Annotated in this window: 11 protein-coding genes and 2 pseudogenes; 4 read left to right on the top strand and 9 right to left on the bottom strand. The window is 66.8% G+C overall.

The genetic code is table 11. The annotated features are described in order from the left end of the window. Positions 1–876 (bottom strand): annotated as a pseudogene (locus tag ADBZ6K_RS25295) (M48 family metallopeptidase); the annotation flags it as partial. Between the two features lie 98 nt (positions 877–974). Here ADBZ6K_RS25295 and ADBZ6K_RS25290 point away from each other — a divergent pair. Then, positions 975–1,241 carry a DUF4193 family protein gene (locus ADBZ6K_RS25290; protein ID WP_526351895.1) on the top strand — a complete coding sequence of 89 codons (267 nt, stop codon included), beginning with the start codon at positions 975–977 and terminating at the stop codon, positions 1,239–1,241. 105 nt (positions 1,242–1,346) lie between these two features. On the opposite strand, the gene ADBZ6K_RS25285 is transcribed toward ADBZ6K_RS25290, so the two are convergent. After that, complete coding sequence (locus tag ADBZ6K_RS25285) at positions 1,347–2,507, bottom strand: NAD-dependent formate dehydrogenase (RefSeq protein WP_526351893.1); 1,161 nt, start codon at positions 2,505–2,507, stop codon at positions 1,347–1,349. Positions 2,508–2,647: 140 nt separating this feature from the next. Here ADBZ6K_RS25285 and ADBZ6K_RS25280 point away from each other — a divergent pair, with 140 nt between their 5' ends. Both ADBZ6K_RS25280 and ADBZ6K_RS25275 read left to right on the top strand, forming a co-directional pair. Further along, positions 2,648–3,586, top strand: coding sequence for a LysR family transcriptional regulator (locus ADBZ6K_RS25280; protein ID WP_526351891.1), 939 nt, complete (start codon positions 2,648–2,650; stop codon positions 3,584–3,586). 120 nt (positions 3,587–3,706) lie between these two features. Beyond that, on the top strand, positions 3,707–4,516 hold the full coding sequence (locus ADBZ6K_RS25275) for an IclR family transcriptional regulator (protein ID WP_526351889.1): 810 nt from the start codon (positions 3,707–3,709) through the stop codon (positions 4,514–4,516). A gap of 14 nt (positions 4,517–4,530) precedes the next feature. Here the strand turns inward: ADBZ6K_RS25275 and ADBZ6K_RS25270 are convergent. Continuing rightward, positions 4,531–5,569: pseudogene (locus tag ADBZ6K_RS25270) on the bottom strand (HNH endonuclease signature motif containing protein). 478 nt (positions 5,570–6,047) lie between these two features. Here ADBZ6K_RS25270 and ADBZ6K_RS25265 point away from each other — a divergent pair. Continuing rightward, positions 6,048–7,277 carry a trypsin-like serine peptidase gene (locus ADBZ6K_RS25265; protein WP_526351887.1) on the top strand — a complete coding sequence of 410 codons (1,230 nt, stop codon included), beginning with the start codon at positions 6,048–6,050 and terminating at the stop codon, positions 7,275–7,277. Positions 7,278–7,696: 419 nt separating this feature from the next. On the opposite strand, the gene ADBZ6K_RS25260 is transcribed toward ADBZ6K_RS25265, so the two are convergent. The 6 genes from ADBZ6K_RS25260 to ADBZ6K_RS25235 form a co-directional block, all read right to left on the bottom strand. Continuing rightward, positions 7,697–8,914 carry a 2-oxo acid dehydrogenase subunit E2 gene (locus ADBZ6K_RS25260; protein WP_526351885.1) on the bottom strand — a complete coding sequence of 406 codons (1,218 nt, stop codon included), beginning with the start codon at positions 8,912–8,914 and terminating at the stop codon, positions 7,697–7,699. Then, entirely contained in the window at positions 8,911–9,972 is a 1,062-nt protein-coding gene (locus ADBZ6K_RS25255; RefSeq protein WP_526351883.1) for an alpha-ketoacid dehydrogenase subunit beta, read from the bottom strand. Before ADBZ6K_RS25255 ends, ADBZ6K_RS25260 begins: the two co-directional genes overlap by 4 nt. A gap of 105 nt (positions 9,973–10,077) precedes the next feature. Then, positions 10,078–11,163 (bottom strand): pyruvate dehydrogenase (acetyl-transferring) E1 component subunit alpha, encoded by a 1,086-nt coding sequence (gene pdhA / locus ADBZ6K_RS25250; protein WP_526351881.1) that lies wholly within the window; start codon positions 11,161–11,163, stop codon positions 10,078–10,080. A 103-nt stretch (positions 11,164–11,266) separates the two neighbouring features. Further along, positions 11,267–12,085 carry an HpcH/HpaI aldolase/citrate lyase family protein gene (locus tag ADBZ6K_RS25245; protein ID WP_526351879.1) on the bottom strand — a complete coding sequence of 273 codons (819 nt, stop codon included), beginning with the start codon at positions 12,083–12,085 and terminating at the stop codon, positions 11,267–11,269. After that, positions 12,085–12,600: a MaoC family dehydratase gene (locus tag ADBZ6K_RS25240; protein WP_526351877.1), complete on the bottom strand. Its 516-nt coding sequence runs from the start codon at positions 12,598–12,600 to the stop codon at positions 12,085–12,087. Before ADBZ6K_RS25240 ends, ADBZ6K_RS25245 begins: the two co-directional genes overlap by 1 nt. A 20-nt stretch (positions 12,601–12,620) precedes the next feature. After that, positions 12,621–13,787, bottom strand: coding sequence for an acyl-CoA dehydrogenase family protein (locus ADBZ6K_RS25235; protein WP_526351875.1), 1,167 nt, complete (start codon positions 13,785–13,787; stop codon positions 12,621–12,623). Positions 13,788–13,802: the final 15 nt, after the last annotated feature.

Raw genomic sequence — 13,802 nt, 5'->3', positions numbered from 1 at the left:
GTCATCCGAGTGATCGAAGCCTTCCTTGTAATGACGGGCGGCTTCGCCGATATCCGCGGTGAACCCGACGGCACCATCGTCGGCCCGCCGCGGATAGTCACCGGCCATGATTGCGCCCTACCCGCCCGCGTCGACCCCATTTGGGTTGAGCAGCTTGAGCAGCCCGTCGCGCATGTCGCCGGTGCGGTCGTACTCCGCGGCCTGCGCGAGGAACGCCTGCGTGTCGAGTTTGTCGACGCGGTTGCCGCCGGCCAGCTTCATCTCGACGCGGATCGCCGCATCGAAGTCCTGCGCGCACAAGAGGCCGGCGCGGTCCCCGGAGAGCTCGGACTTGCGTTGCCATTCCATCAACCCGGCGACGATAGCCCGCAGCGCCCAACCGCCCAGCGGGATGAACCCGAAGGTTTTCGCCAGCCGGAGCAGGTGCATGAGCATGGTGCGGTAGACCGCGTGCCCGCTCAATGCGTGGCCGAGTTCGTGGCCGATGACGCAGCGCATCTCGTCGTGGTCCATCAGGTCGTAGAGGCCCGACGTGATCACGATGAACGGTGTGTCCATCCCGATCGTGTAGGCGTTGGCCACCGGCGATTGCTGGACGAACAGCTCCGGTCTGATCGATGCGTCCAGCACGAACGCACATTCGTCGAGCAGCGCGTCGAGGTCGGCGAACTGACGCGGCCCGACCCGGGCGGCACTCGCCAGGTACAGCAACCGGTGCTGCCGTTCACGCAGCATCGATGACAGCACCTTGAGGATCTGATCGAAGCCTTTGAGCCGACGCAGCGCGGTGAGCGCGGTGCGGTCCGCCGGGTGTTCCCAGGCCCTGGAGCTGATGCCGGGGAAAGCTGTTCGTGTCGTGGCCGGGGTTTGGGTCATGGGCCGGCCCTTCCGTGTGCGTCTGGCACCCAGTGTGTCAGGGTGCGACGCACAATCACCACGACTCGGTCCCCGGTCGGCCGAGCACGCCGTTCCCGATGGACGCGGGCGGCTACCTACCGGACGAGCCGCTCGCCGCACTCGGGAAGCTGCGATCCGACGCCGCGCAGCCGGCCGCGGACACCGACGACAACAGTGCGGACTTCGTTCTTCCCGACGAAGACCTCACCGCCGAAGAATTCTCCGTCCGCGTGATACCCACGCAAGCCGACGAATTCACCTGCACGACTTGCTTTCTGGCGCATAACCGCAGTCATCTGGAACGCCGCGACGGCGCGGCGCTGATCTGCGCCGACTGCGCTTGAGCCGCAGTCGTCAGTGCCTCTCAGTGGCAGAAGGCCGGTCAGTGGCGAAACTGACCGGTCTTCCGCAACGGGACGCAGCTAACGCTTGGGATTCGGGCGGGTCGGCTACTTGGCGGTGCTGTAGGAGTGCGCACCCACCCCAGCCAGCTTGCCGCCGTCGACGATCAGGTACTCGTCACGGATGGGCCTGTCCTCGAAGAAGCACTCGAGGATCTCGCGGGTGCCCGCGGCGTAGCGGGCCTGCGCCGACAGCGACGAACCCGAGATGTGCGGGGTCATGCCGTGATGCGGCATGGTCCGCCAGGGGTGGTCGGCGGGCGCCGGCTGCGGGTACCAGACGTCGCCCGCGTAGCCCGCCAGCTGACCCGACTTCAGGGCCCGCACAATCGCGTCCTGGTCGACGATGAGCGCCCGCGCGGTGTTGATCAGGTAAGTGCCCCTACGCAGGGTGCTGATGAGCTCGTCGTTGAACAGCCCCCGCGTTTCGGGGTGCAGCGGCGCATTGATGGTCACCACATCGCAGTTCGGCACCATCTCCTGCGCCGTCGGGTAGTAGGTGAGATTGAGTTCCTTCTCCACCTCGGCCGGCAGCCGGTGCCGGTCGGTGTAGTGCAGCCGGACGTCGAACGGCGCCAACCTGCGCAGCACCGCCAGCCCGATGCGACCGGCCGCGATGGTGCCGACGTCCATCCCTTCCAGGTCGTAGGACCGCGACACACAGTCGGCGATGTTCCAGCCGCCGTCGAGCACCCACTGATGCGACGGCAGGTAGTTGCGCACGAGCGAAATGATCATCATCACCACGTGCTCGGCGACGCTGATGCTATTGCAGTAGGTCACCTCGGCCACCGTGATGCCACGTTCGATCGCGGCATCGAGATCGGAATGGTCCGAACCGATTCCGGCGGTGACGATGAGCTTCAGGTTGGGCGCGTTGGCGATGCGCTCCGCAGTGAGATAGGCGGGCCAGAACGGCTGCGAGATCACGATGTCCGAATCGGCCAGGTGGCGGTCGAACTCCGAGTCGGGTCCCTCCTTGTCCGAAGTGACCACCAGCTCATGGCCCAGCCGCTCGAGGTAGGGACGCAGGCCCAGCTCGCCGCTGACGCTGCCGAGCAGCTCACCCGGGGTGAAGTCGATGCCCTTCGGGCTCGGCAGCGTATGGCCGCCCGGGTACCCCGACAGCTTCGGCAGGCCGTCGCGCGCATACGTTTCGGGCATGCCGCCTACCGGATCGTCGTAAAGTACGCAGAGCACCTTCGCCATGTTGTCCTCCTCATATCGGGGTCGAAATATGTTCCACCCCATCCTGTTGAGCCGCTGCAAGGTCGGGCAAGGCAAATCGGATCGCACTCTTCGATGCCGTGATTTGCGTCATGGATCACTCCTGGCGGTAGCCTGGCGTCGTGCCGGGCGACATCCAGATCCGTCAACTGCAGTACCTGGCGGCGCTGGCGCGCGAACGTCACTTCGGCCGGGCCGCAGCCACCTGCCACGCGTCCCAGCCCGCCCTGTCCGCGGCGATCCGAAAGCTCGAGACCGAGCTCGGGGTGACCATCGTGCAGCGCAAACAGCGGTTCACCGGTTTCACCCCTGAGGGCGAGCAGGTGGTTGCGTGGGCGCACCGGATCCTCGCCGAACGCGACGCGCTGCTCGTGGATCTGGCACGGATGCGCGAAGGGCTGACGGCCACGCTGCGGATCGGCGCGATTCCGACCGCCGTGCCCGTCGCTCCCCTTCTCACCGGACCGTTCTGCGACCACCACCCGCTGGCCAGTGTCCGACTGGACATGTGCTCGTCACGCGATATCGACCGCAGACTCGCCGAATTCGACCTGGACGTCGCATTGACCTACCTTGCCGAAGACGACGAGCCCGAAGTCCACAAGTTGCCGCTGTACGCCGAGACGTACCTGCTACTCACACCCGCGGAAAGTGAACTGGCAGAACGTGACGACGTCGGCTGGGACGAAGCCGCGGCCAAACCGCTGTGCGCGCTGGGCCAGGAGATGCAAAGCCGCCGGATCCTGGACGCCACCATGGCCAGGGCCGGTGTACAGATGCGTCCGGTGATCGAAACAGGCACCGTAGGAGCGCTTTTCGCGCACGTGGCGACGCATCGCTTCAGCAGTATCATCGCCCATCCGTGGCTGTACGCATTCGGAGTCCCGACAGGCATGCGCGTGCTCCGGTTGAACCCCCAGCCGCGCAGCCCGCAGGTCGGAGTGGTGTGGTCGGCCCAGCGGCACGAATCAGTTGTCGCCTCAGCGTTTTTCGAAGCGACCCGCGATGTCGATGTGGCGGGCCAGCTCGACTCCGTGCTGGACCGCGCGTTGGCGCGGTGACGGGAGCACATGGCCGGTGACGGCCCATGCGGCCGGCCCCGCCGGAAACGCTCCGCACAAGTCAACCCCCTTTGCCAGGTTCACGAAGTGGCCTCCGCATTTTCGTGAAACGATGCTCGGATGAACCCCGCACGGTTGGATCGAGCGCTCAAGATCCTGGAGTTCCTCGCGCGCAACCAGGAGGGCAGCGCACTCAAGCCGATGTGCGAGCAGCTGGGGATGCCGATGAGCAGTGCCCATGACCTGGTCAGCGCACTGGTGGAACTCGACGCGGTACGGCAGAACGACACTAAGACCTATGTGCTGGGCCCCAGATCGCTGGTGATGGCGCTGTCGATCATCGACTCTGTCGACCTGCGTCAGGTCGCCAGGCCGTTCCTGCTCGAACTGTGCGAATCGCTCAACGAGAACATCTACCTGGCGCTGCGCAGCGGCAATACCGTCACCTACGCCGACCGCTATGAGGCCGGGCAAAACCTGTCGGTGGTGATGAAGCTCGGCGGCTCACGCCCCCTGCACGGCAGCAGCATCGGCAAGCTGTTCGCCGCGTTCAACCCCGACCTCGAAGCCAGGGTGCTCGGTGCCACGAGCCTCGACCAGTTGACTCCGTTCACGCTGACCAACCGCGAGGATCTCGCCCGCGAACTCGAGAAGATCCGCGACCGCGGCTACAGCATCAGCGATGGCGAGAGCGTGGAAGGCATCCTCGCCCTTGCGACACCGATATTCGACGCGACCGGGACCGTCAATGCGGCCGTGCACATTTCGGCCCCGCGAGGGCGCCTCTCCCCCGACCGGCTGCCGGTCGTGCTGACCGAGATGCTCAACACCGGTGCCGCGATCTCCGAACAGCTCGGCGCCCCCGCGGGCAACCCGATCGTCCCCCGCTCACCGGCCGAGATCGCTGAACTCGAGAAGACGCTCGGGTAGCTTCCGCCCGACAATTATGCCGCGTGCATCCGCATGAGTTCGAGCCTGATCCTCGCTTCGACCTCAGCCATGTGGATTACGGGCGTTCCCGGGAGCGGCGGGGCGGTGGAGCGGTAGCTGGCACCGGTCGGTGTGGTGAATACGGTTGTATGCCTGCCGTTTTGGCTGCTCACGACGACTACCTTCCAGCCAGGGGCCTCCTTGGCGTAGTTGCAGTGCTCGCAGCTGCCCTGCCCGTTCTCCGCGCAGGTCTGCCGCCGCGGCACCGCGGCGTCACGTGGTCGCGATGCCGTATCGGCGCGTCGCAGTACGGAGTTCGACAGCGCTGGTCCCGCGCCGCGATAAAGTCCGCGAGGCCGCGCGGAAAACACCGCGACCGGGACTCCATCGCCACCAATGCGCCCGAGGACGGGGTGGCGTAGAGCCTGCGCAGCGTCGCCTTTGACCGCTTGTCAACGGCGGCGTCGAGCACCATGTCCCGCGCCACTGCGGCCGGAATGGGCCCGTATCCGGCGATCACAGCAGCGTCGTCATCGACGCCGAGCAGCGCCTGATCCGAGATCACCAGGTTGACGCCGATGGGTTCGGGGACCTCGGCGGGTCTGCCGGTGACCCGCTCGACGAGAGTGTCGGCCTGACGTTTGAGCGCCGCGTACACCGAGACGCCCTGCGTGACGGGCAGCAGCGCGGTGACGTAGGTCATGGTGTCGGGTGCGAGGCGCACGCTGACACAACGCTCCTTCTCGGCCTTGGCCGCACGACCGATCACTGCATGCGGGTCCAGGCGGGAGTCGCCATCTGGGATTAGCCAAGGCGCTGGTCCACGAGATGCCCCATACCCACGCGACGGCGAATCGTGGCGGGCAAGAGCGACCTCGCAGGCGAATCCGCGGCCCGCTTGCGGGCGGGTATGCCCGCGTCGGACTCGGCGGCATGCCGTGCCGCGCCGTGGGCGGCCGCACACCGCCGACGGCGCGATCCCCAACGCCCGGCTAGCCGACGGCCTCGAAGGACCACAGAACTACGGCGTCGAAAAGGCGACCACCGCACCATTTTCAAACTCGGAACGGGCGTCCCACCAGGGACGCTCTGGGCTAGCCGTCCGGATCGAGGCATTCCTCTAAAGCCTGCCCTACGCCGGGCGCCTGGTCGGGCGGTTGTGCCTGTCAGACTGAACCAGCTTGTGCCGGAACACCACAACGCAGAACGGGGCAGCACCCAATAGCCGACATCGGCTCCGCTGATCCGCCTTTCGCCGAGCAGGTCCACCGGGAGCGGGATCTCTGACAGAGGGAGATCCCTCGCCCCTTGCAAATGCAAGCTCCTTCGTCTCCTTTGGCCCGCGGTGCGGGACGAAGGCAACCCGCGTCCGTCCGTCGACCGTGTGAGGACGCTCGCAACGTCGTCGACGACGATCACTTGGGGTAGTCCAGTACTCGTGACCAGTCTTCCTCGGCAGCGCATTCTCGATTGCTAGGTCGGCCGCCATCAACGGCGAACGTCCGAACCAACTCGACACCAGGAGGCCGACATGTCCAGTCGAAGTGTACGTTTCACCGATCCGCCGAGCAGTCCCGCGCAGCTGGCGGCCGATCCACCCGACCGGGAAGCGGTCGAGTATGCCGGCCTCACGGTCGAAACCGTGCTCGACATCCCGAGTGAAGACGCCGACGTCGAACGGTCCGCGGTGACCGCTCGGACGGTCGAATCTGACGGGTCGGAGAACATGGCGGCTTCGTCCGAGCTACGAATCACCTATCGGCCGAGCAGAATCGGTCAACGGGTTGTGCCGCCGCCGGTGCTTGTCGAAGTGCTGGATCCCCCGGATGCGGCGGTGGTCGCCGAAGAGGAAGCTCGGCTGCTAGACGCGGTCGGCGGTGACGAGACCGAGTTGACCTCCGACCAGCTCGCCGAACTCGAGGCTGCGATCGCGCGCAGGGTCGCCGCGCTGCCACGGCTGACCACAGACGCTAGTGCCCCAGCACACCTGCCGGTCCGCACAGTTCCGGAGTCCGTACCCGAATCGCTTGCCACCGCTCGCTACCCGGACGTGTTGCTCGCGCCCTCCGGTCAGACGCCGCAGCCCACTACGGTGTTTCCGCCCGAGAATCGGCGAGTGCTGTGGGACACCGCCTATCCCTGGGGATGCCACGGCCGGGTAACGACCAGCCGGGGCTCCGGCTCCGGCTGCCTGGTCGGTCCCCGGCACCTGTTGACGTGCTCGCACGTCGTGGCGTGGAACGCGGATGGTTCGGCGGGATGGCTCGACTTCGTGCCCGGATACTTCGACCGATTGCCCGGCCCGTTCGGCACCGCCAGGGCGATCCGGATCTACAGCTACGTCAAGGTCACGCCACCGCTAGATACGAACGAACTGCGCCACGATTACGTCGTCGTCGTACTCGACTGGCGGATCGGCGACCGCGCCGGCTGGCTCGGTTCGAAGTCCTACGTCGACAGTTGGGATGGACAGGCCTGGTGGACACACGTCGGCTATCCGTCGGACTTCGGCGGACACCGCCCGACCTGGCAAGGCAGCATCTCGTTCGACGGCGACAACAACCAGCCGGACGCCAACCAGTCTCTCTATCACTGGGGCGACGTCGCGACCGGCCAGTCGGGTGGCGCCTTCTTTGCGTGGTGGAACGGCACTCCGCACACGGTCGCCGTTCAGAGTGCGCAAGACTCGGGAAAGAACTGGGGGAGCGGCGGCTCGTTCATCCCGAACCTCATCAACCAGGCCCGTAACGCGTTCCCGTGACAGCCTGCGGGACCCAGCCACGATAACGGTCGTCCGGGCCGAGCAAACAGAGTAACCAGGTCCGGACGGTCTGTGGGTGATTCCGTGCGGATGATCCGCTGGGTCGGCGCGCGGATGGACCTCGCCGCGGCGAGGCGTGACGACAGTCGCTAGAACTTCGACAGTCGTCTTGAGTTTTCAGGCTGCCTTTGGCAGCAGTCGGGCGTCGCCGATGGTTCAGTGATGTGAACGTCTATGATGTGTAATGCTTTTCGCATCGGTGGTGGAGCTGGTGGTTGATCGGTGGCCAGCAACGGCCTAGCAGCCGGTCGTGGACTTTGGTGTAGAAGATCGCGAACCGCAGTCCGTCGCCGGTGAGGCGGCAGCGGTTCTGGCCGGAGATGCGGACGATCAGCCCGTTGCTACGGAGGCGGGCTGGGCTACAGGTCGAGCAATGCCAGCTCCGGCGATTCGACAAGCCCCCGCAGCTCACAAAGGAAGGCCGCAACCTGCGCGCCGTCGGCGATGCGATGGTCGAACGCACACGTCAACGACATCGTCGGTCGCACCACCACCGCGTCATCGATCGCGACTGGGCGGGGACGCAGCGCACCCATCCCCAGAATCGCCGCCTCTGGATAGTTGATCACCGGCACCCCGTCATCGAGGCCCAACGCCCCGAAATTCGACACCGTGAACGTCGACCCGGACAGGTCGTCGGGACCCAGCGTCCCGGCACGGGCTCCGTCGATCAGCCTGGACACCACACCCGCCAGCTCGCGGGTGGATTTGTCCTGGGCATCCTTGACGACGGGCACCAGCAGACCGCGCGGTGCGGCCACACCGAACCCGAGATGAACGGCGGAATGCCGGTGGATGCGCGGCCCGCCGACAGTGGTCACCCAGGTGGCGTTGAGCAACGGATGGTGGCGCAGCGCGATCACGAGCAACCGCAGCGTCAGCACGAACGTCGTGATCGGCGGATCCTCCCCGGCGGCCCGCCGCATCGTGTCGCGCAGCCGGACCAATGCGCCGCCGTCCACCTGAACCGTAGCGTGCGCGTCGGGAATCTCCCTGCGCGACAGCGACATCCGATTCGCCATCGCGGCCTGCACACCGCGGACCGGGATCATGTCCGTGGCAGAGCCCGAGCCCGCGGCGAGGACGTCGTCGCGGGTGACGATGCCATCGGGTCCGGATCCCGGCGACAGCCCGGCCAGGTCGACGTTGCGCTCCGCGGCCAGCTTCCGCACGGGCGGTTTAGCCCGGGCCCGCGCCGTGGGGCCGGCCGATCGCCTGCTGCTGTCCATCGCGTCGTCGGCGCCGTAGCCGACCAGCACCGGCTTCCGCGTCACCGTTTCCCGAGCGGGCACCTCACTCGGCGGGGGCATCTCGGCGACCGCGGGCGCCTCGCCAACCTCGCCATCGACCGCGATCCGGACCAGCAACGAGCCGACACCGAGGGTCTCACCCTCCGCCCCGCCGAGATCGACGATCCGGCCGGCGTACGGGCTGGGTATCTCGACCTGCGCCTTGTTCGTCTCCACCACGCACAGCGTCTGATTCAACTCGACCGCGTCACCTGGGGCGACATTCCAGCTGACGATCGTCGCGTCCTCGAGCCCTTCGCCGAGGTCGGGAACCAGGAACTCTTTCACGGCTGCTCCATCGCCCGCTCGACGCAATCCAGCAGCCGATCCGGACCGGGCAACCACAGCTTCTCCAGGCGGGCCGGCGGGTAGGGAGTATCAAAACCGGTGGCGCGCAACACCGGCGCCTCCAGGTCGTAGAACAACTCCTCCTGGATCCGCGCCGCCAGCTCCGCGCCGAATCCCAGCGTGCGCGCGCCCTCGTGCATCACGACGGCGCGGCCGGTCCTGCGGACCGAATCGGCAACGGTGTCGAAGTCCAGCGGATTCAGCGAGCGTAGATCGATGACCTCGAGCTCCCAGCCGTAGCGATCGGCGGCCAACTCGGCGGCGCTCAACGCGGTGGCGACCAGCGAACCGTAGGTCAGCACCGAGACGTGTGTGCCGGTGCGCCGCACCAGCGCGCGGCCGATCGGCAATCCGGGCACCGCGGTGTCGACGGCCTCGCGCGCCCAGTACCGCCGCTTGGGCTCCAGGAAGATGACGGGATCGGGGCTGGCGATTGCGTGCCGCAACAGCCAGTACCCGTCCGACGGCGTCGACGGCACGACCACCTTGAGACCCGCGGTGTGCAACCAGTAGCTTTCGGTGGATTCCGAATGATGTTCCACCGCACCGATTCCCCCGAAGGAGGGGATGCGGAGGGTGACCGGCATATCCACCTCACCACGGGTCCGCATCCGGTACTTCGCCAAGTGGCTGACCATCTGGTCGAACGCGGGGGCGGCGAACCCGTCGAACTGGATCTCCGGCACCGGCACCAATCCGCGGATCGCCATGCCGATCGCGATACCGACGATCGCCGACTCGGCCAGCGGAGTGTCGAAACACCGCTGGGCGCCGAAGGTTTCGGACAGTCCCTCGGTCACCCGGAATACGCCTCCGAGCGTAGCGACGTCCTCACCGAACACCAGGACCCGCTCGTCGGCGGCCATCGCATCGTGCAGCGCACGGTTGATCGCCTTGGCCATGGTCAGATCGGAAACCCGCGGAACGGTCCTCAGCGGCAGGCTGGGTTCGGGGACATCGTCACCGTGTGTGGGTGGCCGCTCGATGAGTTGGGTCATTTCGCTCCTCGCGTGCGCGGTGTCATTTCGCTCCTCGCGTGCGCGGTGTCATTTCGCTCCTCGCGTGCGCGGTGTCATTTCGCTCCTCGCGTGCGCGGTGTCATTTCAGGCCTCCTTCGCCAGCTCGGCCTGCAACTGCGCGCGCTGCGCCGCCAGGTCCGGCGTGATGTCGTGGTAGACGGTGTCGAACACCTCCGCGACGTCGAAGTCCGGTGCGTCCACCACCGCGTCCCGCAACTCGGTGCGCAATCGAAGAGACTTGGCCGCCACCCGCTCCTCCAGCCGATCCGTCCACACCCCGATGCCCTGCAGGTAGGTGCGATAGCGCGGGATCGGATCCAGCGCCAACCACTGCTCCAGTTCGTCCTGGCTGCGGTACCGGGTGGGATCGTCCGATGTCGTGTGCGGACCGAGCCGATAGGTCACGGCCTCGATGAGCGTCGGCCCACCGCCTTCCCGCGCCCGCTCGGCGGCTTCCGACACCACCGAGTAGCAGGCCAGCACGTCGTTGCCGTCCACCCGGATGCCGGGCATGCCGTAGCCGACGGCACGGTGCGCGATGGACGGGCCGGCCATCTGATGCGCCACCGGCACCGAAATGGCCCACTGGTTGTTCTGGATGAAGAACACGCAGGGCGCATTGAAGACCGACGCCAGGTTCATCGCCTCGTGCGCGTCACCTTCGCTGGTCGCGCCGTCGCCGAGGAAGGCCACGGTGACGGAGTCCTCGCCGAGGCGCTGCGCCGCCATCGCCGCACCGACGGCATGCAAACCGTGCGTTCCGATCGGGATGGCGATCGGTGCGCAGCACCGGTGGGTGAACTCCAGACCGCCGTGCCAGCTGCCCCGCCACACCGCGCCTATCTGCCCGGGTGTGATGCCACGCAGCAGAAACGCGCCGATTTCCCGGTACTGAGGAAACAGCCAGTCGGTCTTGCGCAGGCACGCCGCCGCGCCGATCTGGGCGGCTTCCTGGCCGCGGCAGGACGCGTACAGCGCGAGCTCACCCTGCCGCTGCAGGTTGATGAACTCGGTATCCAGGTCGCGCGTGACGACCATCATTTCGTAGAGCCAGCCCAGGGTCTCGGGCGGCAGATCGCGGCTGAACCGGTCTTCTGGACCGGGTGTGCCGTCCGACTGGACAAGCTGCACCGGCTCCAGGTTGACCGTCCGCGGATATGGGACAGCCATGCGGCCTCCTTTAGGTCACGTGATGGCATGTTTCGCCGTGAGACCCTTAGGTCTGCCCCAATGCGCGAGCGAGTCAGCGGGACCCGTTGTGCGGGTTTGCCAGCTAACGGTCGGTGTGTGGCGCGAGTTGGACTATCCGTTCGGCTCGCCGTAACACTGGTGCATCCACCATTATGCCTTCGAACTGGAAGACTCCCCGTTCCGATCCGGCAACGGCCAGCACGTGTCGCGCCCAGGACACCTGCTCGGGTGTCGGAGCGTAGGCAGCGCGGATGACCGGCAGCTGACTCGGATGGATGGCGACCTTGGCATCGAAACCGACCGCGACCGCGTCGTCGGCCTCGCTGCGCAGACCGTCGACGTCGCGAATGTCGAGATACACCGAGTCGAGGGCCATCCGCCCGTGGGCCTTGGCGGCGAGCAGGGTCTGCGACCGGACGTGGCGGGCGACGTCACGGTAGGTCCCGTCCGGGTGCCGGTTGGCGGTGCCGCCGAGCACGGCGAACAGGTCCTCCGCACCCCACATGACGGCGACGGCGTTGTCGGCGCCGGCCGCGTCGGCAACCGAAAGGGCGCCAAGTGGGGTTTCGATAAGCGCGACCACGTCCAGGGGCGCCAGCGCACTTACCTGACGCGCGGATTCGGTCTTCGGCAGCATCACCGTCGTGTAGCCGGTGCGCGTTAGCGCCCCCAGGTCGGCTTCGTGATCGATGGTCGAGGCCGGGTTGATGCGCACCACGGTGCGATGCGGGTCGAGCGGAGTGGCGACCAACGCATCGCGCGCGGCCGCGCGATCGGCGGCCGCCACACCGTCCTCGAGGTCGATGATCACCACGTCGGCGTGTGCGGCCGCCTTGGCGAACCGCTCTGGCCGATCAGCCGGGCAGAACAGCCATGCGGGCCCGGCCGCTGCGAGCGCCATCAATTCCGTCCCGGGCTTGCGGGCCGCATCCGCACCATTGTCCTGCGGACCGCCGTTGCCACCACATCACCGTCCTGATTGCGTCCGGTATGGGCCAGCGTCACGACACCTTCGCCGGGCCGGCTCTTCGACGGCCGCTTGTCGGTGACCAACGTTTCGGCATAGAGCGTGTCGCCATGGAAAAGCGGTCCCGGAAAGGCGATTTCGCTGAACCCGAGGTTGGCGACGATCGTCCCCTGGGTGAGCTGGGCGACCGAAAGACCCACCAAAGTGGACAGCGTGAACATCGAGTTGACCAGGCGACGGTGGAACGGCGGCAACGCATCGGAGAACGCGGCGTCCAGATGCAGCGCCTGGGTATTCATCGTCAGCGTGGTGAACAGGACGTTGTCGGCTTCGGTAACGGTCCGTCCCGGCCGGTGCAGATACGTCGTTCCCGGCTCGAACTCCTCGAACCACAGGCCGCGCTGCTCGACGCGGCGGCCCAGGGAGTCGGACCCTTCCGCTCCGCTCACAGGTTCATCGTTCGCTCCGCTCACAGCCCAGCCTCGCGGGCGATCAGCATCAACTGCACTTCGGTTGTGCCCTCACCGATTTCGAGGATCTTGCTGTCGCGGTAGTGCCTCGCGACGGCGTACTCGTTCATGAAGCCGTAGCCGCCGAAGATCTGGGTTGCGTCGCGAGCGTTGTCCATGGCCGCCTCGCTGGCGACCAGCTTGGCGATGGCGGCCTGCTTCTTGAAGGGTTTGCCCGCCAGCATGAGTGCCGCGGCGTCGTAGTACGCGGTGCGCGCGACATGCGCGCGCGCCTCCATCCGGGCGATCTTGAAAGCGACGGCCTGGTTGGCGCCGATGGGCCTGCCGAATGCCCGACGTTCCTTGGCGTAGCGCACGCTTTCGTCGACGCAGCCCTGCGCCGCGCCCACTGACAGGGCGGCAATCGCGATGCGGCCCTCGTCGAGGATGCGCAGGAAGTTCGCATAACCGCGCCCACGCTCGCCGAGCAGGTTTTCCTGCGGCACCCGCACGTCGTCGAAGCTCAGCGGATGGGTGTCCGAGGCGTTCCAGCCGACCTTGTTGTAGGCGGGTTGGGCGGTGAATCCGTCGGTGGGCACGGGAACCAGGATCGTCGAGATCTCTTTCCTGCCGTCATTGTCGCCGGTGACGGCGGTGACCGTGACCAGCCGGGTGATGTCGGTGCCCGAGTTGGTGATGAACTGCTTGCTGCCATTGATGACCCACGTCGATCCGTCCAGCTTCGCCGTGGTCCTGGTCGCCCCGGCGTCGCTGCCGCCGCCCGCCTCGGTCAGCCCGAACGCCGCCAACGCGCGTCCACTGGTCAACTGCGGCAGCCACTCCTGCTTCTGGGCCTCATTGCCGAACCGGTATACCGGCATGGCGCCCAGCGACACCCCCGCCTCCAGGGTGATCGCCACGCTCTGATCGACCTTGCCGAGTTCCTCCAAGGCCAGGCACAGCGCGAAGTAGTCGCCGCCCATCCCTCCGTACTCCTCGGGAAACGGCAGGCCGAACAGCCCCATATCGGCCATAACGGACACGACTTCGTACGGAAAGCTGTGTTCCGCATCGTGTTTGGCCGCCACCGGAGCGACGATGGACTGCGTGAAGTCGCGCACCGTCTTGACGAGTTGTTCGTAGTGGTCGGGCAGCAGGCCGGTGGCTGCGAAAGCGGCGTCTGTCATGACTGGATCCTCTGT

Origin of the sequence: Mycobacterium sp., assembly GCF_044223235.1 — a bacterium.
Taxonomy (GTDB): domain Bacteria; phylum Actinomycetota; class Actinomycetes; order Mycobacteriales; family Mycobacteriaceae; genus Mycobacterium.
The sequence above is the reverse complement of the archived record's forward strand: the minus strand, read 5'-3'. Positions and strand labels throughout refer to the sequence as shown.